Origin of the sequence: Streptomyces sp. G-G2 (genome assembly GCF_030063135.1) — a bacterium.
Lineage (GTDB): Bacteria > Actinomycetota > Actinomycetes > Streptomycetales > Streptomycetaceae > Streptomyces.
In genome coordinates this window covers 1-19,745 of sequence record NZ_JASISO010000068.1, presented here as the reverse complement: position 1 = coordinate 19,745, position 19,745 = coordinate 1, and the positions used below count along the sequence as shown (strand labels likewise).

At 72.1% G+C, this 19,745-nt stretch carries 18 protein-coding genes and 1 pseudogene; 8 read left to right on the top strand and 11 right to left on the bottom strand.

From position 1 onward, the window contains the following. Positions 1 to 71 precede the first annotated feature (71 nt). Positions 72 to 3,239 (bottom strand): tetratricopeptide repeat protein, encoded by a 3,168-nt coding sequence (locus QMF80_RS34855; protein WP_283460893.1) that lies wholly within the window; start codon positions 3,237 to 3,239, stop codon positions 72 to 74. Between the two features lie 166 nt (positions 3,240 to 3,405). On the opposite strand from QMF80_RS34855, the gene QMF80_RS34850 reads away from it, so the two are divergent. The 3 genes and pseudogenes from QMF80_RS34850 (at position 3,406) to QMF80_RS34840 (ending at position 4,905) form a co-directional block, all read left to right on the top strand. Beyond that, the gene (locus tag QMF80_RS34850; protein WP_283460890.1) at positions 3,406 to 4,161 is read left to right on the top strand and encodes a DUF4344 domain-containing metallopeptidase; all 756 of its coding nucleotides are present in this window, start codon (positions 3,406 to 3,408) and stop codon (positions 4,159 to 4,161) included. A gap of 179 nt (positions 4,162 to 4,340) precedes the next feature. Next, positions 4,341 to 4,499 (top strand): annotated as a pseudogene (locus QMF80_RS34845) (DUF255 domain-containing protein); the annotation flags it as partial. A gap of 277 nt (positions 4,500 to 4,776) precedes the next feature. Further along, positions 4,777 to 4,905: a hypothetical protein gene (locus QMF80_RS34840; protein ID WP_283460889.1), complete on the top strand. Its 129-nt coding sequence runs from the start codon at positions 4,777 to 4,779 to the stop codon at positions 4,903 to 4,905. Here QMF80_RS34840 and QMF80_RS34835 read toward each other — a convergent pair. Both QMF80_RS34835 and QMF80_RS34830 read right to left on the bottom strand, forming a co-directional pair. After that, positions 4,902 to 5,606, bottom strand: coding sequence for an NUDIX hydrolase (locus tag QMF80_RS34835; protein WP_283460887.1), 705 nt, complete (start codon positions 5,604 to 5,606; stop codon positions 4,902 to 4,904). The genes QMF80_RS34840 and QMF80_RS34835 overlap by 4 nt on opposite strands. Positions 5,607 to 5,949: 343 nt before the next feature. Continuing rightward, positions 5,950 to 6,516 (bottom strand): Uma2 family endonuclease, encoded by a 567-nt coding sequence (locus tag QMF80_RS34830; protein WP_283460885.1) that lies wholly within the window; start codon positions 6,514 to 6,516, stop codon positions 5,950 to 5,952. A 229-nt stretch (positions 6,517 to 6,745) separates the two neighbouring features. On the opposite strand from QMF80_RS34830, the gene QMF80_RS34825 reads away from it, so the two are divergent. Further along, positions 6,746 to 8,800 (top strand): thioredoxin domain-containing protein, encoded by a 2,055-nt coding sequence (locus QMF80_RS34825; protein ID WP_283460883.1) that lies wholly within the window; start codon positions 6,746 to 6,748, stop codon positions 8,798 to 8,800. A gap of 61 nt (positions 8,801 to 8,861) precedes the next feature. On the opposite strand, the gene trhA is transcribed toward QMF80_RS34825, so the two are convergent. Continuing rightward, the gene (gene trhA, locus QMF80_RS34820; RefSeq protein ID WP_283460881.1) at positions 8,862 to 9,542 is read right to left on the bottom strand and encodes a PAQR family membrane homeostasis protein TrhA; all 681 of its coding nucleotides are present in this window, start codon (positions 9,540 to 9,542) and stop codon (positions 8,862 to 8,864) included. Positions 9,543 to 9,752: 210 nt separating this feature from the next. Between trhA and QMF80_RS34815 the strand changes: the two genes are divergently transcribed. Continuing rightward, positions 9,753 to 11,591, top strand: coding sequence for a phosphoenolpyruvate carboxykinase (GTP) (locus QMF80_RS34815; protein WP_283460879.1), 1,839 nt, complete (start codon positions 9,753 to 9,755; stop codon positions 11,589 to 11,591). A 111-nt stretch (positions 11,592 to 11,702) separates the two neighbouring features. Here QMF80_RS34815 and QMF80_RS34810 read toward each other — a convergent pair whose 3' ends face one another. From QMF80_RS34810 to QMF80_RS34800, 3 genes are all read right to left on the bottom strand, one after another. Continuing rightward, a complete protein-coding gene (locus tag QMF80_RS34810) occupies positions 11,703 to 12,326 on the bottom strand; it encodes a hypothetical protein (protein WP_283460877.1) in 624 nt (207 codons plus the stop codon). After that, positions 12,313 to 13,971: a substrate-binding and vWA domain-containing protein gene (locus tag QMF80_RS34805; RefSeq protein ID WP_283460875.1), complete on the bottom strand. Its 1,659-nt coding sequence runs from the start codon at positions 13,969 to 13,971 to the stop codon at positions 12,313 to 12,315. The genes QMF80_RS34810 and QMF80_RS34805 overlap by 14 nt, the downstream gene beginning before the upstream one ends. Before the next feature lie 83 nt (positions 13,972 to 14,054). Further along, complete coding sequence (locus QMF80_RS34800; protein WP_283460873.1) at positions 14,055 to 15,161, bottom strand: substrate-binding domain-containing protein; 1,107 nt, start codon at positions 15,159 to 15,161, stop codon at positions 14,055 to 14,057. Between the two features lie 123 nt (positions 15,162 to 15,284). Here QMF80_RS34800 and QMF80_RS34795 point away from each other — a divergent pair, with 123 nt between their 5' ends. Continuing rightward, positions 15,285 to 15,740 carry a hypothetical protein gene (locus QMF80_RS34795; RefSeq protein ID WP_283460870.1) on the top strand — a complete coding sequence of 152 codons (456 nt, stop codon included), beginning with the start codon at positions 15,285 to 15,287 and terminating at the stop codon, positions 15,738 to 15,740. A gap of 210 nt (positions 15,741 to 15,950) precedes the next feature. Here QMF80_RS34795 and QMF80_RS34790 read toward each other — a convergent pair whose 3' ends face one another. Both QMF80_RS34790 and QMF80_RS34785 read right to left on the bottom strand, forming a co-directional pair. Beyond that, on the bottom strand, positions 15,951 to 16,370 hold the full coding sequence (locus QMF80_RS34790) for an SCO4983 family protein (protein WP_283460868.1): 420 nt from the start codon (positions 16,368 to 16,370) through the stop codon (positions 15,951 to 15,953). A 92-nt stretch (positions 16,371 to 16,462) separates the two neighbouring features. Beyond that, positions 16,463 to 17,674, bottom strand: coding sequence for a pyridoxal phosphate-dependent aminotransferase (locus QMF80_RS34785; RefSeq protein ID WP_283460866.1), 1,212 nt, complete (start codon positions 17,672 to 17,674; stop codon positions 16,463 to 16,465). Positions 17,675 to 17,993: 319 nt separating this feature from the next. On the opposite strand from QMF80_RS34785, the gene QMF80_RS34780 reads away from it, so the two are divergent. Both QMF80_RS34780 and QMF80_RS34775 read left to right on the top strand, forming a co-directional pair. Beyond that, a complete protein-coding gene (locus tag QMF80_RS34780) occupies positions 17,994 to 18,134 on the top strand; it encodes a hypothetical protein (RefSeq protein WP_283460864.1) in 141 nt (46 codons plus the stop codon). Between the two features lie 52 nt (positions 18,135 to 18,186). Beyond that, a complete protein-coding gene (locus tag QMF80_RS34775; RefSeq protein WP_283460862.1) occupies positions 18,187 to 18,417 on the top strand; it encodes a hypothetical protein in 231 nt (76 codons plus the stop codon). Positions 18,418 to 18,519: 102 nt separating this feature from the next. On the opposite strand, the gene QMF80_RS34770 is transcribed toward QMF80_RS34775, so the two are convergent. Together QMF80_RS34770 and QMF80_RS34765 are read right to left on the bottom strand one after the other, a co-directional pair. Further along, positions 18,520 to 19,113: a dihydrofolate reductase family protein gene (locus tag QMF80_RS34770; RefSeq protein ID WP_283460859.1), complete on the bottom strand. Its 594-nt coding sequence runs from the start codon at positions 19,111 to 19,113 to the stop codon at positions 18,520 to 18,522. Further along, positions 19,110 to 19,745: TetR/AcrR family transcriptional regulator (locus QMF80_RS34765; RefSeq protein WP_349372272.1), on the bottom strand; the 636-nt coding region annotated here is incomplete at its 5' end. The genes QMF80_RS34765 and QMF80_RS34770, both read right to left, overlap by 4 nt.

The following is a 19,745-nucleotide window of genomic DNA, read 5'->3' as shown; positions in this document are numbered from 1 at the left end:
GGGTCCCCGCCTGGTCGCGCCCGATTCCGCCCGGCCGCGCCTGATCCCGGCCTTTCGCGCCCGCGCGGCCGCTAAGCCGACGGGGCCGTCACCGGGACGCCCATGATCTCCCGCGAGTGCCGGTCCGGGACCATCGCCAGGCGCCAGGCCTGCCAGCCCTCCGCCGGATCCACGCCCCGGGACAGGATCACCCCGTACGGATCCAGGCAGTCCTCCAGCTTCCCGTCCCGCGCCGGGTGCGGGGACGCCGCCAGGGCCGCCAGCTCGGCGCGCGCCGCCGCGAGGGACTCGGCGCCCGGAGCGGCGTACGGCAGCATCGTGCAGCGCAGGAAGCGCGCCCAGTCCTCGCCGCGCAGGTCCCCGTACGAGGCGAACAGCCGCTCCGCCTCCTCGCACAGCCCCACCGCCTGCCCGAGACGGCCGTTGCCCGCGTCCACCACCGCCAGTTCCAGGCAGGTCCAGCCCTCCCCGTGGGCCAGCCCGATCCGCCGGAAATCGGCCCGCGCGTCCACCAGCAGCTGCCGGGCGAAGCCCGAATTGCGCAGGTTGCCGGTCTGCGCGGCCCGCTGGTCCCGGGTCACCCGCCCCGAATGGTGCCGGGCGCACGCCAGCCCGTACACGTCCCGCATCCGCGAGAACATCGCCCGCGCCCGCTCCAGCTCCCGCACCGCCGGGTCCCGCTGCCCGCCCTCCTCCAGCGCCTGCCCGAGGTAGTACAGCGTCCACGCCTCCCCCCGCGCGTCCTCCGCCTCCCGGTGGCGCTCCAGCGCCTCCCGCAGCTGACCGACCGCGGACTCCGGATCGCCGTCCACCACCCGGGCCCGCCCCAGCTGCGTCAGCGCCCAGGCCTCACCGCGGCCGTCGTGCGTACGCCCGTACAGCTCCAGCGCCAGCCGCAGCTCGGCCTCCGCGCGCGGTACGTCGTCCATCCGCAGGCACACCTGCCCCAGCTGGAAGTGCGCCCACGCCTCGCCGTGCACGCTCTCGCTCTCCCGGTGCAGCACCAGCGACCGCTCCAGCAGCGTCAGCGCCTCCGCGAGGCGCGCCCGGTCCCGCTCCACCGCCGCCAGCGCGTGCAGCGCCCACGCCCGGTCGCCCGCCAGCTCCGGCGGCTCCTGCAGCGCGATCGCCTCCCGGATCCGGGCCGCCGCCTCCGGCAGGTTCCCCTGGTGGTGCAGGGTGATCCCGAGCGAGACCAGCGCCATCGCCGCCCCCGCCTCCTGGTGCGCCTCCATGTACTGGTCCACCACCGACGTCAGCGTCGTGCGCGCCTTGTCCAGTTCACCGAGCTGGCGCGCCGCGATCCCCGTACGCCACTGCACCGACCGCACCAGCAGGCCCTGGTCCACCGCCTGCGCCAGCTCGTTGATCTCGCCCAGCCGGTAGAGGTCCCCGCGCAGCAGGCAGAAGTCGCACAGCGCGCCCAGCAGGTCCAGCACGGCCTGCTGGTCGACGCCCTCCGACTGCCGCAGCGCCGCCGTGATGAAGCTCGACTCCTCCTCCAGCCAGTTCAGCGCCGCGTCCAGCGAGGCGAAACCGTGCCCGCCGAAGTGGTTCGCCCGCGTCGACATCTTCCCGTCGACCATCCGGATCACCGAGTCCGCGAGCTGCGCGTAGTTGCGGATCAGCCGCTCATGCGCCGCCGTCGCCGACGCCCGCTCCTCGTCCGCCGCCAGCCGCGCCGCCGCGAACGCGCGGACCGCGTCGTGCATCCGGTACCGCTCCCCGCGCACGTGGTCCACCAGCCCCGCCTTCGCCAGCTCCCGCAGCAGCCGCACCGCCTCCGCCTGGTCGGCGTCGATCAGTGCCGCCGCCGCGGCCGCGCCCAGCGAGGACCGGCCCGCCAGCGCGAGGCGCCGCAGCAGCCGCCGCCGGTCCTCCGGAAGCCGTACGTACGCCAGCTCCAACGCCCGCTCCAGCAGGCCCCCTTCACCCGCGCGTACGCCACCCAGCGGAGCCAGCACCCGCAGCGCCAGCGGCAGCCCCGCGCCCAGCGCCAGCAGCCCCGCCGTCACCTCGGGCTGGTACGGGCCCGTGCCCGCCGCCTCCGCGCCCGTCCGCACCAGCTCCGCGGACTCCGCCGCCCCCAGCCGCTCCACCGCCAGGTGGTGCACCCACGCCGGGGTGTCGGCGGGCAGCTCCAGCGCCTGGCGCGCCGTCACCAGCACCAGGCTCTCCGACCGCTCCGGCACCAGGGTCCGCACCTGCGCCGCGTCCACCGCGTCGTCCAGCACCACCGTCACCGGCATCCCGTGCAGGTGCTGGTGGTACAGCTCCGCCAGCCTGCGCACCTGCTGGTCCGCCGAGGACCGCTCCCGGAACAGCAGCTGCTCACGGGGCGCGCCGAGCCGGTTCAGCAGGTGCAGCAACGCCTCCCGGGTGGGCAGCGGCGCCTCCCCGCTCCCGCTGAGCGCCACCACGCACGCGCCCCGGAACTGGTCCCGCAGCTGGTGGGCCGCCCGCACCGCGAGCGCCGTGCGGCCCACGCCCGGCTCGCCGTGCAGGACGACCACCACCGGGCGGGTCTCCGTGCTCGCCCGGGCCGCCTGCACCCACTGCGCGATCTGCGCGATCTCCGTACGGCGGCCCGCGAAGGGGCCCGCGGGCTCGGGGAGCTGGCCGAAGGACTGCTCCAGCATGCTGCGGCGGCGCGCCTCCGCGCTGCGATCCCCGCCGCGCAACTGCGGACCCCGGGTAGGGCGTTGGGCGCGGGGCGGCGTCGTCGCCTGGCGCTGCCGCGCCAGGAAGGGCCGGATGCCGCGCACTTCCAGCGCCGACAGCCACTGGAGCTTCAGCTGCTCGGGCCCGCCCGGCTGGCCCAGCGCGCCCGCCCGCCTGCTCGCGGCGGGCAGATGGGTGCCGGTCACCTTCGCGACGGTGGCCAGGCCGCCCGCCACCATCGCCGCCGCCCCGGCGGCCACCGCCGTCGCGGGAGCGGCGTCGAGCGCCAGATCCATCCCGAACGCGGCCACCGCCGCCACCGCGCTGGCCAGCATCGCCGTCGAGGTGCTCTGCCGCCGGAACGCCTCGCGCAGCGAGTACTCCCCGGCCGCCGCCTCGTCCAGGGCCCGTACGTACGCCTCGTACTCCTCGGCGGCACTGGCGCCCAGCGCGTCGAGCGCCTCCCGCCCCCGCGCGAGCAGCGCCGCCTTGTCCCCGGCCGCCGGGGACCGCAACAGCTCCTCGTCGACGGCCCGCTCCAGCAGACGCTCGGCCTCATTGCGATGGCTGACCCGCATCCGCATCCTCCTCCGAAGAGCCCGGTACGAGCCCCAAGTGTCCTTGGTGGCGGGCGGGAGCGCGAGCAGATCTGAGCGAGTTCAGAGCTAACGGGCGCCCACCGCAACCCAATTGACACGCATTCGAACCCATCGATGACCGACAATCACCCCCATGGGGCGACGGGTGAGCACAGCGGCGGCGACGGCGGGACTGCTGTGCGCACTGACGGCGCAAACCGCCTGCACCGCGTCACCACCTGCCCCGCCCGCCCGCACAGGCTTCACCGTCCGCTACGCGCCGCCCGCCGCCCCGGACCGCGCCGAGGCGGCCCGGCTGCGCGCCGCCGGAGCGGCCGAGGCCGCCGCCGCACGCCTCAACGAGTTCCTCGACCTGCCCCACGAGGTGAGCGTCGTCGCCAGGTCCTGCGCGGGCGAGGGCTCCGGCTACGACCCCGGAACGCGGCGCGTGGAGCTGTGTTACGACGACGCCGTCGACGACCGGGCCCTCTTCGAACGGGCCGGTGAGCGGCCCGCCGACGAGGCGGTGACGGCGGTCTGGACCGAGACCGTCTTCCACGAGGCGGGCCACGCCCTGGTCGACGCCCTGGACCTGCCGACCGATGGCCGGGACGAGGAGGACGCGGCCGACCGCTTCGCCGCCGTCATGCTGCTGCGCCAAGGCGAACCCGGCGAACGGGCCCTGCGCCTGGCGGCCCGGGAGTACGAACTCGCCGCGGCCTCCGCCACCGGCCCGCACGGCGACGACCAGGACGAACACGCCCCCGACGCGGTCCGCGCGGCCACCCACCTGTGCCACCTCTACGGCGCCGCCCCGGCCCACCACCCCGACCTGGCCCCCCGCTTCCCCGACTGCGCGGCCACCTGGACCGCCACCCGCACCGGCTGGCTGGCCGACCTGGCCCCGCTGCTCAGGGGATGACGGGCCACGCGTAACCGACTGCCAAGGACGACCGGGGCCGGCCCGCCTTCGAGCGACTGCTCGCAGACCTCGACCGGGGACGCTTCTGGAAAGGGGCCGACCGCATCCGGGGCGCTGAACCGGAGGCCTGATGGCCCCGTCACGTGGCGGCGGGAGGCCGGTGCGGCAGGACGGGCGGCATGTCGAACCGCCTCGCGAACGAGACCTCGCCCTACCTCCTCCAGCACGCCGACAACCCGGTCGACTGGTGGCCCTGGTCGCCGGAGGCCTTCGCGGAGGCGCGTGAGCGGGGGGTGCCGGTGCTGCTGAGTGTTGGTTACAGCTCCTGCCACTGGTGCCAGTGAACTCGCACAAGGCGGCGCCCTGAGCCTGAGCACGTCCGCCCGGGTTGAAGATCAACGGGCCGATTCGATCGAGTGGCACCCGACCGGTACGTCGACGTTCTCCAGAGCCCTGGTCAGCCCGCTGCACGCGGGAGTGTCCGATGCGGGAGGACGCCCAGCGGCAGGGCAAACTCTATGGCTTTGAGGACGTGCTGCGGATCGCCGAGGCGGTGTTGGTCTCCTGCGCGCAAGGACTAGGACGACTGCACTCCGAAGTACGGCCGCTACGGCGGTGGTGGACCCGTGCGCCGGGGAGGTTGTCGCCCACACCCAGCCCACCGGCTCCCGCTGCATCGCGGCCCACACGTGCAAGTACGGCTCGGCCAAGCTGCCCGACAAACTGGCCGACGGACGGACCTAGACCCTTGACCTGGACGAACTGCCCGAGCCGGAGTCGGACGCCGCAGATGGCGCGGGTCGGATCAGTGGTGGGAACAGCACGGTGTTCGGACCGGCCCGGTACAGCCGTGCGGGCCGTCCTCCCGTGGTCCTGCGGTCCGTCCCGGCGGGAACGATGAATCCCTTCGCGGCTTGGACCTTCCGATAGAAATTGCGGGTGTCGAGAGGGGTGCCCCAGAGGGTCTCGTACACCTGCTGCAGCTCTGCGATGGTGAAGCTCTCCCCGCAGAACGCAGTGGCCAGTGCCGAGAATTCGATCTTGGTGCGCGCGCGTTCGATCCCGTCCGCGGCGATTCGACGGTGGTCGAAGGCGAGGGCGGCCTCTCCGGACAGGACTGCTTCTGCGGGAATCCACGCGGCGTCGGTGGCATCCGTCCCCGCGACAGGGTCGGGCAGCCCCGGTGCGATCGCCAGGTGAGCTACGGAGACGACTCGGCCCCGCGGGTCGCGGCCCGAGCTGCCGTACACGGCCAGCTGCTCAAGGTGCACCCAGCCGGAGGTCAGGGCCGTTTCCTCACGCAGTTCGCGGTGGGCGGCGTCCAGGATCTCCTCGCCATCGTGGCTCAGGAATCCTCCGGGCAGCGCGAGCATGCCCCGGAAGGGATCTTCGCCCCGCTCCACCAAGAGGACATGCAGACGGACGGTCAGCTGGTGGTCGAACATGTCAACTCGTACCTGCCCGCAGTGCCACGTTCCAGCTCGCGACGGGCGCGCCAGTGGAATCGATGGGAAAGCGGGGCAGTCGTAGCCCGTTCGCGTCGATGAACCGCAACCAGATGCCGAGATCTGGGCCGGTTTCGTAGGTAGCTGCCCCGGTTGGTGCGATCTTCCGTCAACGTGACCTTGATCAGTTCCTGACCCGGGCACAGCTGAACGATCACTTACGGGCTGGCATGACATCCGCAGGGTGGTGCATCCGGCCCGAAGGTGGGGAGTGTCGATTGCCCGCGAACAACGACTATCCGAGCGCTATCGGTCAGATGTCGAAAGCGAGACCTCTTCGTCCTTACATGACCCCGAGATCGACCGTGATGGAGAAAGGCGCGGTGGCCTTCACCGTGCCGGTGAACATCTCGCCGTCCCTGTAAGCCTTGGTGGCGGGATCGAGAATGTAGGTGTAGACGATCGGGACACCGGTGGCGGCCTGCTCAACCCGCCAGTAGAAGGGGATGCCGGCCTTGGCGTACTGGTCCACCTTCACGATCCGGTCAGTGGTCTCCGAACCGGGCGATACGACCTCGACGACCAGGAGTACGTGCTCGGGGCGGGTGGGCGTGAGGTCGATGGTCTCCGCCCGATAGACGATGACGTCCGGACGCCGGTTGGTGAGCGGAACGTCCTGCAGGCGAACGTCGAAGTCCGTGTCTGCGTTCCAGTCCGGGCCCGCGGCGGCGTCCAGGGCATTGGCCAGGACTCGCGCCAGCCGGTTGTGCCGTTTGGAGGCGCTCGGGCTCACGGCCACCATCCCGTCCACGATCTCGATGCCGGCGCACTGCTCCTCGGACCAGGAGTCGTACTGTTCCGCACTGATCTGCGTATGCATCCACGCGGGCGCCACCATCTCGGCGGTCACGGTGTACCTCCTTCGAGGAGCCTCGGCAGGTCCGGCACTGCTGCGCCCAGCCTACTGTTCCGAGGTGCCGGGCTGCCCGACTCGGAGGAACGCCGGGAGAAGTTCGACCCCGGCTCTGAGGGCAAGGAGCCGCCCACCATGTGATGGCTCATAAGTGCAATTCGGCCAAACGAGGCAGGTCCGTGAGGGTTTCGCCGGTCGTGCCAGGCGTTGTGAGAGGCTGGGTCGCATGAACCGGTTGGCTGGCGTGACCTCGCCTTATCTGCTTCAGCACGCTGACAATCCGGTCGACTGGTGGCCGTGGGGACCCGAGGCGTTCGAGGAAGCGAAACGGCGCGATGTACCCGTTCTGCTGTCGGTCGGATACTCTGCGTGTCATTGGTGCCACGTCATGGCGCACGAGTCCTTCGAGGACGAACTGACCGCCGCCTACATGAACGAACACTTCGTCAACATCAAGGTCGACCGCGAAGAGCGACCCGACATCGACGCCGTCTACATGGAGGCCGTCCAGGCCGCCACCGGTCAGGGCGGCTGGCCCATGACCGTGTTCCTCGGCGCCGACGCCGCGCCCTTCTACTTCGGGACGTACTTCCCGCCCGAGCCCCGGCACGGGATGCCCTCCTTCATGCAGGTGCTCGAAGGGGTGCGGACCGCCTGGGTCGGGCGGCCCGAGGAGGTCGCCGAGGTCGCGCGGCGGATCGTCGGGGACCTCGCCGGGCGTCAGCTGGACTACGGCAAGGCCGGGCTGCCCGGCGCCGAGGTGCCCGCGCAGGCCCTGCTCGGGCTGACCCGGGAGTACGACTCCGTGCACGGCGGCTTCGGCGGGGCGCCGAAGTTCCCGCCGTCCATGGTCGTCGAGTTCCTGCTGCGCCACCACGCCCGCACCGGAGCCGAGGGCGCGCTCCAGATGGCCGGGGAGACCTGCGAGGCGATGGCCCGGGGCGGGATCTACGACCAGCTCGGCGGCGGCTTCGCCCGCTACTCCGTGGACCGGGAGTGGGTGGTCCCGCACTTCGAGAAGATGCTCTACGACAACGCCCTGCTGTGCCGGGCGTACGCGCACCTGTGGCGCTCCACCGGCTCGGACCTGGCCCGCCGGGTCGCCCTGGAGACCGCCGACTTCATGGTCCGGGAGCTGCGTACCCGCGAGGGCGGCTTCGCCTCCGCCCTCGACGCGGACAGCGAGGACCCGGCCACCGGCAAGCACGTCGAGGGCGCCTACTACGCCTGGACCCCCGCCCAGCTGACCGAGGTACTGGGCGAGGCCGACGGCGAGTTGGCGGCCGCCCTCTTCGGGGTGACCGGGGAGGGGACCTTCGAGCACGGGACGTCGGTGCTCCAACTGTCCGCCGACGGACCCGACGTGGATCCGGAGCGCTTCGGCGGCATCAAGGCGCGGCTGCTCGCCGCCCGCGCGGAGCGCCCCGCGCCCGGCCGGGACGACAAGATCGTGGCCGCCTGGAACGGGCTGGCCGTCGCCGCCCTCGCCGAGTGCGGCGCCTACTTCGACCGGCCCGACCTCGTCGAGCGGGCCACGGAGGCCGCCGACCTGCTCGTGCGCGTGCACATGGACGGCCGCGCCCGCCTCGCCCGGACCAGCAGGGACGGCAAGGTCGGGGTGAACGCGGGCGTACTGGAGGACTACGGCGACGTCGCCGAGGGCTTCCTGGCGCTGGCGGCGGTGACGGGCGAGGGGGTCTGGCTGGAGTTCGCCGGGTTCCTCACGGACCTGATCCTGGACCGGTTCACCGCCGAGGACGGCTCCCTGTACGACACCGCGCACGACGCCGAGCAGCTGATCCGGCGCCCGCAGGACCCGACGGACACCGCCGCGCCCTCGGGCTGGACGGCGGCCGCCGGGGCGCTGCTCTCGTACGCCGCGCACACCGGGTCGAGCGCCCACCGGACGGCCGCCGAACGGGCGCTGGGGGTGGTGGGCGCGCTGGGTCCGCGCGCCCCGCGCTTCATCGGGCAGGGGCTGGCGGTGGTCGAGGCCCTGCTGGACGGTCCGCGCGAGGTGGCCGTCGTAGGACATCCGCAGGACCCGGCGACGGCGGCGCTGCACCGGACGGCGCTGCTGGGGACGGCTCCCGGCGCGGTGGTGGCGGCGGGTCTGCCGCGCACGGCGGACGGCAGCGGCGGGGAGTTCCCGCTGCTGGCGGACCGGGTGCTCGTGGACGACCTGCCGTCGGCGTACGTGTGCAGGCACTTCGTCTGCGCGCGCCCCACGACGGACCCGGCCGAGCTGGCGGACCAGTTGGGCGCGGAGTACCCGGCCTGATCCGCGCCGCGCCGGGCCTGTCCGGGCGTACTGGCGTGTGCTTACGCCTACTGACGTGTGCTTACGCGTACTGCGCGGCTGCCAGCGCGATGCCCACGAAGTGGGTGACGAAGGCGGCCAGCGTCAGTGAGTGGAACACCTCGTGGAAGCCGAAGAAGCGGGGGGAGGGGTTGGGCCGCTTCATGCCGTAGATGACCCCTCCCACGCTGTAGAGGAGGCCGCCGACGATCACCAGCACCAGGACCGCGATCCCGCCCGACCGCATGAAGTCGGGGAGGAAGAAGACGGCGGCCCAGCCCATGGCGATGTAGCAGGGCGTGTAGAGCCAGCGGGGGGCGCCGACCCAGAAGACGCGGAAGGCGATCCCGGCGGCGGCGGCGATCCATACGGCCCACAGGAGGGTCCGTCCGGAGGAGGCCGGGAGGAGAAGCACCGTCAGCGGGGTATACGTCCCTGCGATGATCAGAAAAATGTTGGCGTGGTCGAGGCGGCGCAGGATGGCTTCGCCCCGCGGACCCCAGGTGCCCCGGTGGTAGACCGCGCTGACCCCGAAGAGCAGGCAGGCCGTGAGGACGTACACCCCGCAGGCCACCCGGGCGCGGGTCGAATCGGTGAACGTCATCAGCGCCAGCCCCGCGACCACTACGGCGGGGAACATCCCGGTGTGCAGCCAGCCGCGCATCAGCGGCTTGGCCTCGGGTTCGGCCAGGGCGGCAACAGCGTCAGAAGTCATGGCACTCATGCTACCTACGGTTCCGTAGGTTTCGATTTTGCGCTTTACGGAAGATTGACGCACGTGGCGATGCTCACGTGAGAGGCCCCCTGGACATATGCGCACATCCACCGGATGATCAGATGAGTGCGGTCGGCACCGGATGAGCGGAGCGCGAAGCATCCGGGTCGCAGCCCCCACGGGGCAAACACCAAACAAACCCCTCAACAAGGAGCAATCGTGGCGCGCGACATCGCGGCTCCCACTTCCCACCCGACGACCGTCCCCACCGATCACACCGAACTGATCACCTGGGTCGACGAGATCGCGGCGATCACCGAGCCCGACCGGATCGTCTGGTGCGACGGCTCCGAGGCCGAGTACGAGCGCCTGTGCGAGGAGCTCGTCGCCAAGGGCACGTTCAAGAAGCTCGACCCGGCCAAGCGCCCGAACTCGTACTACGCCGCCTCCGACCCCTCCGACGTCGCGCGCGTCGAGGACCGGACCTTCATCTGCTCCGAGAAGGCCGAGGACGCGGGCCCCACGAACCACTGGAAGGCTCCTTCGGAAATGAAGGAGGTCTTCGCCGGGGAGAAGGGGATCTTCCGCGGCTCCATGAAGGGCCGGACGATGTACGTCGTCCCCTTCTGCATGGGCCCCCTCGGCTCCGAGCTGTCCGCGATCGGCGTCGAGATCACCGACTCCGCCTACGTCGCCGTCGCCATGCGCACCATGACCCGCATGGGACAGCCCGTCCTCGACGAACTCGGCACCGACGGCTTCTTCGTCAAGGCCGTCCACACCCTCGGCGCCCCGCTCGCCGAAGGCCAGGCCGACGTCCCGTGGCCCTGCAACACCACCAAGTACATCTCGCACTTCCCCGAGAGCCGCGAGATCTGGTCCTACGGATCCGGCTACGGCGGCAACGCCCTCCTCGGCAAGAAGTGCTACGCCCTGCGCATCGCGTCCGTCATGGCCCGCGACGAGGGCTGGCTCGCCGAGCACATGCTGATCCTCAAGCTCACCCCGCCGCAGGGTGAGGCGAAGTACATCGCCGCCGCGTTCCCGAGCGCCTGCGGCAAGACCAACCTCGCCATGCTGGAGCCCACGATCACGGGCTGGACCGTCGAGACGGTCGGCGACGACATCGCCTGGATGCGCTTCGGCGAGGACGGCCGCCTGTACGCGATCAACCCCGAGGCCGGCTTCTTCGGTGTCGCCCCCGGCACCGGTGAGCACACCAACGCCAACGCCATGAAGACGATGTACGCCAACACCGTCTTCACCAACGTCGCGCTCACCCCGGACGGCTCCGACGTGTGGTGGGAGGGCATGACCGAAGAGGCGCCCGCGCACCTCATCGACTGGAAGGGCAACGCCTGGACGCCGGAGTCCGGCACCCCGGCGGCCCACCCCAACGCCCGCTTCGCCGTCCCGGCCTCGCAGTGCCCGACGATCGCCCCCGAGTGGGAGGACCCCAAGGGCGTCCCGATCTCCGCGATCCTCTTCGGTGGCCGCCGCGCCTCCGCCGTGCCGCTGGTCACCGAGTCCTTCGACTGGAACCACGGCGTCTTCATCGGCTCGAACATCGCCTCCGAGAAGACCGCCGCCGCCGAGGGCAAGGTCGGCGAGCTGCGCCGCGACCCCTTCGCCATGCTGCCGTTCTGCGGCTACAACATGGGCGACTACATGGGCCACTGGGTCAAGGTCGGCTCCGACAAGGACCAGGCCAAGCTCCCGAAGATCTACTACGTGAACTGGTTCCGCAAGAACGACGCGGGCAAGTTCGTGTGGCCCGGCTTCGGCGAGAACAGCCGCGTCCTGAAGTGGATCGTCGAGCGCCTCGACGGCACCGCCGAGGGCGTCGAGACCCCCATCGGCATCCTGCCGACCGTGGCCTCCCTCGACACCGACGGCCTCGACATCCCCGCCGAGGACCTCGACTACCTCCTCACGGTCGACAAGGAGATCTGGCGCGAGGAGGCCGCCCTGGTCCCCGAGCACCTCAACACCTACGGCGACCACACGCCGAAGGAACTGTGGGACCAGTACCACGCGCTCGTCGAGCGCCTGGGCTGAGCCCACCGGCCGCGTGACCCGCGGCCTCCCCCGAACCCGGCCGCGCGATCCGCGGCCGACTGAACCGCGGCCGGCTGTCCCCGGCCGGGGACCGACGCGGGATGTCCCGGCCTAGGACTCCCCGCGACCTTCCAAATAGGTCGTGTGCGTCTGCTGTCGGCGGGCCTCCGATTCCCGGAGGCCCGCCGTCAAGCGTTCCGCCTCGTCGTACAGCGCGGAGAGCTGCCGCTCCAGGTGCCGCTCCGGCGACTCGCCGCCCGGCGCCATCCGGGTCCACCAGCGGGTCCGGTTGTAGGTGTCCACGCACTCCGGTACGTCCTGCCGGATCCCCCGCGACAGGGCGAGCACCGTGTTCGCCTCGGCCGCCAGTACGTCCGCCACCCAGCCCGGATCGAGCATCGCCCCGTACAGCTCCACCAGCTCGGTGAGCCTGCCCCCCGCGGCGGGCGGCAGGTCCACCTCCGCCAGGTACCGCCGCAGTCGCCCGAAGTCCTCGCGCAGCGCGCCCAGTTCCTCGGCGGGCTCCGGCACCGGCGGAACCACCGGCACCTCGGGCGGGGCGATCAGCGCGCCCGCGCCGTACAGCCCCGCCACCACCACCGGCCAGAACGTCCCCGCCACCCCCGACACCGTCAGGGCCAGCCCGGCCATCCCGCCCGCACAGCCCGCCAGGTTCTTCCGCGACTCCAGGTAGCCCAGGACCCGGGCACCCGCCCCGCCCCTACTGGTAGCCACGGATCTCCTCGAAGGCGCCGTCCAGCGAACCGCCCCCAGCTGCCGCTGGGGGGACCCCCGTGTCGGTGGCGTCGAAGAGCCGCCCGCCGGTCAGTTCGGTGATCCGGGACAGCTCCTTGCGGGAGGAGTCCCCGAAGAGCACCGCGAAGACCGGCGTGTGCTTCCGCGCGTCCGGCAGACCCGCGTAGAAGGACTCGAAGTCCTTCGCGCTGTCCCCGCTCTCCCCGTCCGTCATCAGCACGATCGAGGTGAAGGCGTCCGCGTTGCCCTGGCCCAGGTGCTGGTACGCCGCCTGCAGGCTGCCGTACACCGCCGTACCCCCGTCCGGCTCCAGGGACTCCACGTCCCCGCGGATCGCGTCCAGGGCGCTGCCCGGACTGCCCGGGTCCACCACGTGCGTCAGTACCTTCTTGACCTTGTCGCCGAAGGGCAGCAGGGTCACCTCCTCACGGTCCCGGAACCGCCGGCCCGTCCCCGAACTCCCGGTGCCCGTCAGGTCGGTGAGCGCCGACTTCAGCCGCCCGATCCGGTTGTCCTCGCGCATCGAACCCGAGGTGTCCAGTACGTACACCGTCCGCGAGGGGCGGCGCAGCACGTTCTCGTACGAGGCGAGCAGCCCGTCCGCGACCGACAGGCTGCCCGGGAAGGGCAGCTCGCGGCGCTTGTCGGTGGCCAGCCCCGGCGCGGGCGCGACCCCCGGCGCCACCGGGCGGCGGAAGGTCTGCTCGGTGATCGCCTTCTGCGCCCCGGCGCTCCGCAGGTACTCCGTCAGTGCCCGGCCCGACTCGCGCGCCGCGGCCGGGGCCGAGGTCAGCAGGGTCAGCGGGTAGGCGGCCGTCACCACACCGTCACGCGGGCGGATCACCGTCAGGTTCGTCCCGCTGTCCCGGTTCATGGACAGCAGCACCGACTCGTAGTTGACCAGCGCGTCCACGTCGCCGCGCTGGGTGTAGGCGCTCGCCAGCCAGCCGGAGGACCCTGAGGTCAGCTTCTGCCCGGTGAAGAACTCCTTCAGCCGCGGGGCGGCCTTGGCCACGTCCGCCTCGGTCAGCGCCGACTGGGCGCCCGAGAGCCCCGAGGCCACCGAGACCAGCGCGGAGAAACCGGAGTTGGACCGCACGGGATCCGTCATCCCGTACGACAGCTGTCCGGCGGCGACGGCCTGGTGCACCGCCGACCAGGTGACCTCCTCCGGCTTCCAGCCGAGCCGCGCCAACGCCTGCGGCCGCACCCCGAGTGCCACCGGCGAGGACATCACCGGGGTCTCGGAACTGAGCTTCCCGGCCGCCTCGGGCCGCAGCCGCAGGTAGTCGTTGGAGGACAGCCAGATGGCCTCGTACTTCCCGTCCGCCTTCCCGGAAGCCACCTGCTCGGCCGCGTCCAGGGTGCCCGACCAGGTCAGCTCGACCGTGACCCCGGTGGCCTTCTTCGCCTGGTCCAGTACGGGCTTCAGGTCGGCCAGCTCGCTGGAGGCCAGCACCCGCAGCGCGCCCTGGTGGTACGCGCCCGCCTTCGGCGTGCCCGGCCCGCCCGAAGTTCCGCCGGAGGAACCGCCCGAGGTGCAGGCGGCCGCGCCGAGCAGGGCGGCGGTCAGCGCGACGGCCGCCGCGAGGCGTCTGCGGATCCGTGCGGTACGGCGGCTCATCGCCCGCCCCCTTCGAGCGCGTCCGCCGAGCGGCTGCGTTCCAAGTGGCCACCCGGGGCCGGGGGCCTCGGGAGGTGTCAGTGTCATGGTGTGTCCCCCTGCGCCTTGGCGCGCGCCGCGAGCGTCGTCAGGATCTTGACGGTGGGCGTGTTGACCTGGCGGATTCCGGTGAGCTTCTGGTTGAGGTAGTCGGTGTGCGGGGCGGTGGCGGCGGTGAACTCGGCCAGCCCGTCCTGCGGGCGCATCCCGTGCTTGACGGCCAGCTCGCGCAGCGCCGGGTCGGTGGCGAGGAGCGCCCCGAGGTCCTTGGCCTTGTCGTTCAGCGGCACGAAGGTGTGCGCCGAGTTGACGGTGGTGTCCGGGTAGAGGACCGCCATGTCGGTCAGGTCGCCCGCATCCTGCTTCTGCAGCAGCAGCGCGGCCACCTGGGACTCGTACACCAGGATGAGCGGATCGCCCGCGCCGCTGATGAAGGCCCGGAAGGGGTCGTCGGTGGACTGCGCGAGGGCGCCCTGTACGGCGATCAGCTTGCGCAGCAGCGGAGCCGTGCGGCTGATGCCCGCGTCGTCGGAGACCACCGTGCCGTTGTTGGCGACATGGGAGGCGGCGGCCAGGTAGAGGGCGCCGGAGTTGGACGTCGTCGGATCGGTGGTCCTGATGAACACCGTGCCGGTCAGCTCCGCGTACTCCTGGGCGCCGGGCAGCTGCTGCCACGTGCGGTCCTCGCCGGCGGCCTTGAGGTAGGGGCCCATGAGGAGGGTGCCGGTGTGCTTGCCGGTCATCGTCGCGAGCTTGCCGTCGGCGAGCACCGTGGCGGCGTTGCCGCGGGCGACGACGACCAGGGGCGAGTAGAAGGGCCGGGTGCTCTGCACGCCCTGGAGCTTGGCCTTGGCCTCGATCTCATGGGCGGGCTCGGTACTGCTGGGGAAGGCGAAGTCGTACTGCTCCAGGGGTAGTTTGTCCATCGCCCAGGAGCCCGACGTCTCCGTCCTCACGGTGTAGCCCTTGGCCGCGAGGGCCTTCACCACCTCGGCGTCGTTGAAGAAGTCGGCCTTCTCCGAACCGATGACTCCGCGCACGGTCTTCGTTGCCGTGCCGTCTGTGCCCGGGTCTCCGTGGCCCCACAGGATGACGGCTGTCACGCCGCCGATCAGGAGGGCCGCCAGGGCGATTCCGAAGATGCGTCTCACGAGGGGCAGCGTGCTCGCGGAAACCCACATTCCGCGCTGAGTCGGGTGAACGTCGGGTGACCAGGTGGTCCCACTTCGACTGCCGGTGAATCATCGGTGGCATGAGGCAAGGATGAGGCGACCATGAGGCAAGTGAGCGGGTGGCTGGCCGCGCTGGTGATGGTGGCGGCGGGACTGGTCTTCGTCCCCTTCGGCCTGTACGTGTGGGCGAGCAGCGGGCCCGCGCCCGCGGGTTCGCCGACCGCGCGGCCGGTGGCCGAGGACGTGGCGGTGACGGGGTGCCGAATCGATCCGGCAAGCAGGCGGGTCCTCGCCGAGGTCGAGGCGGTGAGCCGGGCCGCGCGCACCGGCTTCTACGTCGTGACCGTCGAGTTCCGCCAGGGCGGCGCGGGCGCCGCGGGCGGTGACATCCCGGTGCAGTCGCTGGTGAGGGTGGCCGGAGCGCGGCCGGGCGCGGTGGCGCACGGCGAGGCGGTCGGCCCGGCGTGGCCCGCGGGAGTGGTGCCGTGGTGCGGGGTGGCGGGGGTGGAGTTCACCCCGGCGGCGGGGGCCGTCCCGGCGACGGGCTTCACGCCGTAGGCGGCTCCGTCCCGGCCGCGGGCTGAGCGCACGGGCCCACGGCTGAGCGCACGGCGATCCGGCGCGGACGCGCAGGGCGGTCCGGGGGTGGACGCGCACGCGGCGGTCCGGGGGTGGACGCGCGCGGCGGTCCGGGGGTGGACGCGCGTGGCGGTCCGGAAGGTGTATGGCACCCGGTCCGAGGCCTCCGCGGCCCCGGACCGGGGCCGTCTAGAGGGCGCCGGCCGGGGAGAGGGCGGCGGAGTGCGCGTCCATGCGCTCGGCGGCGAGGATCGCCACGGCGGTGTCGGCGCGCGAGGCGGCGACGAGGAGCACGCGGGCGGCGAGGTCGTGGGCGCGCTGGTGCAGGATGCCGCGCGCCGCGTCGGTGATGGGGCGGCCCGTGATCCGGACGGGCAGCCGGCCGCGCAGCCGGGCGATCTCGCCCGAGATCCGCTCGGCCGCCTCGTCGAGGCACAGCTCGTCGGTGACGGCGAGCAGGGCGGCCAGGTGCCCGGCGAGCTGGGCGTCCAGGGATTCGCCGCGGCTGCTGTGCGGGAAATCGCCGTGCTCGCCGTGCTCGTCGTGCGAGTGGTCGGCGCGGCCTCCGCTCATGCGGTGGACCGACTTGGTGCGGATCGGCTCGTACATGAGGGGGCCTCCTGCTGGGTCAGGAGACCATCCTACATTGGATTCGTTCTAAAGTTGAGCTGAATCTGGTCGCAGCTGCCCGCTACGGCCGGTCAGTGCTGGCTGTACCCGTCCAGGAAGGTCCCGATCCGCGTCACCGCGTCCGCCAGGTCCGTGGAGTTGGGCAGAGTGACGATCCGGAAGTGGTCGGGCTCGGGCCAGTTGAAGCCCGTACCGTGCACGACCATGATCTTCTCGGACCGCAGCAGGTCCAGGACCATCTGCCGGTCGTCCTTGATCTTGTAGACGGACGGGTCCAGCTTCGGGAAGAGGTACAGCGCGCCCTTGGGCTTCACGCAGGTGATGCCGGGGATCTGCGTCAGCAGGTCGTACGCCGTGTCGCGCTGCTCCAGGATCCGGCCGCCGGGCAGGACCAGGTCATTGATCGATTGCCGTCCGCCGAGCGCGGTGGCGATGGCGTGCTGCGAAGGCATGTTCGCGCACAGGCGCATGTTCGCCAGGATCGTCAGACCCTCGATGTAGGACGAGGCGTGCTTCTTGGGTCCGCAGACCGCCATCCAGCCGGACCGGTAGCCGGCGACGCGGTAGTTCTTGGAGAGCCCGTTGAAGGTCAGGGTCAGCAGGTCCGGCGCGATGGCGGCGGTGTTCGTGTGCGTGGCGCCGTCGTAGAGGATCCGGTCGTAGATCTCGTCCGAGCACACGATGAGGTTGTGGCGGCGGGCGATGTCCGTCAGCCCGCGCAGCATCTCGTCGTCGTAGACCGCGCCGGTCGGGTTGTTCGGGTTGATGATCACGATGGCGCGGGTGCGGTCCGTGACCTTCCGCTCGATGTCGGCCAGGTCCGGCATCCAGTCGGCCTGCTCGTCGCACCGGTAGTGCACGGCCGTGCCGCCCGCCAGCGAGACCGAAGCCGTCCACAGCGGATAGTCGGGCGCCGGGACGAGCACCTCGTCGCCGTCGTCCAGCAGCGCCTGCATCGACATCTGGATCAGCTCGGAGACCCCGTTGCCGATGTAGACGTCCTCGACGTCCAGGTCGATGCCCTTGGTCTGGTAGTGCTGCATCACCGCGCGGCGCGCGGACAGCAGCCCCTTCGCGTCCCCGTAGCCGTGGGCGGTGCCCAGGTTGCGGAGGATGTCCTCAAGGATCTCGGGCGGGCACTCGAAGCCGAACGCTGCCGGGTTGCCCGTGTTGAGCTTGAGGATGCGATGACCTGCCGCTTCGAGCCGCATGGCCTCCTCGAGGACGGGGCCGCGGATCTCGTAGCAGACATTGGCGAGTTTCGTTGACTGGATCACCTGCATGGCGGGAGCTTACGGGGCCCGGCCGCCCGGCGCCGCTGGATTCCGCCCGGAGGGGGAAGGGTGAATTGCCCCGATTCGCGCGAGGGGCGGGGTGCGGGCGCGCCCCGCCCTTGGAAACGGGGGCGGGCCCGTGCCCCGGCCTGCGGAATGGGTGCGTCGGCGCGGCGGGCGCGGGCGGGTGTTGCGCTCGTCACGCCGGGGTGCGTAGAGGTGAGCGGTCCGCATCACGTGAGCTGCGCGCAGGGGGGCGGCGGCTGAGTAGGGCGGCTGAGTACGGGCACTCATGCGGGGTACGGGCGGCTCGGCGGATGGTTGTCCCATGACGACATGGAAGCCGCCGGAGTACCGCAGGCGCACGGAACGCGTCGGCACCGCGATCGTGGTCGCGGCGGGCACGGTCCTCGCGCTGGGCGCGCTCGGCTTCTGCGCCCTGCTGCTGGTCTGGTACCTGAATGTCTGAACGGCTGAGCGTTCGAACGGCTGGGAGAGGGGTGGGGTTCGGAGTGAGAGCGGTGGAGTACGCCGTCGACGGCCTGTCGGTCACGGCCGTCGGCGTGGACGGCGACGACCGGGTGATCGAGTTCCTCGTCACGGAGGCCGGGGGCGGCGCGACCTGCTTCGCGGTCCACCGCGAACACGGCCAGGACTGGCAGACCGCGCGCCTGTCGATCGACCCGTCGTCCGGCAGCGTTCCGGTGGCCGCGCTGGAGTGGGCCGTGGAGTTCGCGCGCGAGTACCTCTGAGTGCGGCGCACGCGCGTACGCCGTCGGGGCGCGGCGCACCTGTTCGGGGGCGGCGCGCCCGGTCGGGGAGCTGGGCGCCCGGTCGGCGCGCGGCCGGCGCCGTCAGAGCACGGCGTACGTCGTCTGCATGAACCCCGCGTCCAGCACCTTCGCGGCGGTCAGCTGGAGGTCGATGTCCTTCTTCAGCGCACCGAAGAGGGGGAGACCCTCACCGATCAGGACCGGGGCGGTGGTGATGATCAGCTCGTCCAGGAGTCCTTCCCGCAGGAAGGTCTGGATCAGCTTTCCGCCGTCCACGTAGACGTTCCGCGCGCCCTGTTCGGTCAGCCCGGCCAGCAGTTCCGGCAGCGAACGGTAGACGGTGACGCGCGCGTCGTCCGTCGTCAGCCGCGTGCTGAGGACCGCGACGCGCTTGCCCTCGTAGGGCCAGAAGCCGAAGGTCAGCACCTTCTCGTAGGTGTTGCGGCCCAGGGCCAGAGTGTCTATGCCGGCCATGAACTCCAGGTAGCCCGTCTCCCCGGCCTGCGCGCCGCGCATCGTGAGCCACTCGATGTCGCCGTCCGGGCGCGCGATGAACCCGTCGAGGCTGACCCCGATCGTCACGGCCGTCCGGAACGGCCGGTCCGCGCGCCCGGCCGGATCGGCCTGCCCGGCCTGTTCGGCGGGGTCGATGCGGTAGCTGGTGGGGTCGCTCATGAGGGGTCCTCCCCGGTTCGGTGGGTGGGTGGGTGCATACGTCGTCGGTACGGAGCCAGGGCCGCCGCCAGTGCCGCGCGCTGCCGCCCGGCCAGTTCGCCCTCCCGGTCGACGGCCCACAGCAGCCCGGCGCCGGTGACGGCCGCCTGCACGGCGTCGGCGAGCGCGCCCGTGTCGGTCCCCGGGCGCAGCTCGGCGTGGGCGAGCTCCAGCAGCTCACCGACGGCCGCGCGCTGCGCGCGCTGCGCGTCGAGCGCGAGCCGGTGGAACTCGGCGTCGGCGAGGTCCGCGCACAGGAACGCCAAGTGGTTCGCGTAGGCGGTGGGAGTGGCCAGCGGACTCCAGGCGGCCGTGATCAGCGCGGCCAGCGCGTCGAGCGGCGAGCTGTGCTCGGCCCGCACCCGCGCGCTCAGCTCCCCCAGATCCCGCACGCCGTGCGCGGCGAGCGCGAGCAGCATCCCGCGCTTCGACCCGAACCGCTGCACGAGCGTCCCGGCCACAAGCCCGCACTCCCGCGCCACGGCGGCCAGCGTGAGCTTGGCGGGCCCGGCCCGCCCCATGACGCGCACGGCGGCCCGCAGGATCGCATCGTCATCAATGGTGCGGGGTCGCATGGGCGGGGCTCCGGGGGG

Excerpts from the sequence above, each read along its gene's own strand:
- QMF80_RS34855 (WP_283460893.1), bottom strand. The coding sequence starts at position 3,239 with ATGCGGGTCAGCCATCGCAATGAGGCCGAGCGTCTGCTGGAGCGGGCC.
- QMF80_RS34785 (WP_283460866.1), bottom strand. The coding sequence starts at position 17,674 with ATGCAGGTGATCCAGTCAACGAAACTCGCCAATGTCTGCTACGAGATC.
- QMF80_RS34835 (WP_283460887.1), bottom strand. The coding sequence starts at position 5,606 with ATGTTCGACCACCAGCTGACCGTCCGTCTGCATGTCCTCTTGGTGGAG.
- QMF80_RS34770 (WP_283460859.1), bottom strand. The coding sequence starts at position 19,113 with ATGAGCGACCCCACCAGCTACCGCATCGACCCCGCCGAACAGGCCGGG.
- QMF80_RS34805 (WP_283460875.1), bottom strand. The coding sequence starts at position 13,971 with ATGAGCCGCCGTACCGCACGGATCCGCAGACGCCTCGCGGCGGCCGTC.
- QMF80_RS34825 (WP_283460883.1), top strand. The coding sequence starts at position 6,746 with ATGAACCGGTTGGCTGGCGTGACCTCGCCTTATCTGCTTCAGCACGCT.
- trhA (WP_283460881.1), bottom strand. The coding sequence starts at position 9,542 with ATGAGTGCCATGACTTCTGACGCTGTTGCCGCCCTGGCCGAACCCGAG.
- QMF80_RS34795 (WP_283460870.1), top strand. The coding sequence starts at position 15,285 with ATGAGGCAAGTGAGCGGGTGGCTGGCCGCGCTGGTGATGGTGGCGGCG.
- QMF80_RS34780 (WP_283460864.1), top strand. The coding sequence starts at position 17,994 with ATGACGACATGGAAGCCGCCGGAGTACCGCAGGCGCACGGAACGCGTC.
- QMF80_RS34790 (WP_283460868.1), bottom strand. The coding sequence starts at position 16,370 with ATGTACGAGCCGATCCGCACCAAGTCGGTCCACCGCATGAGCGGAGGC.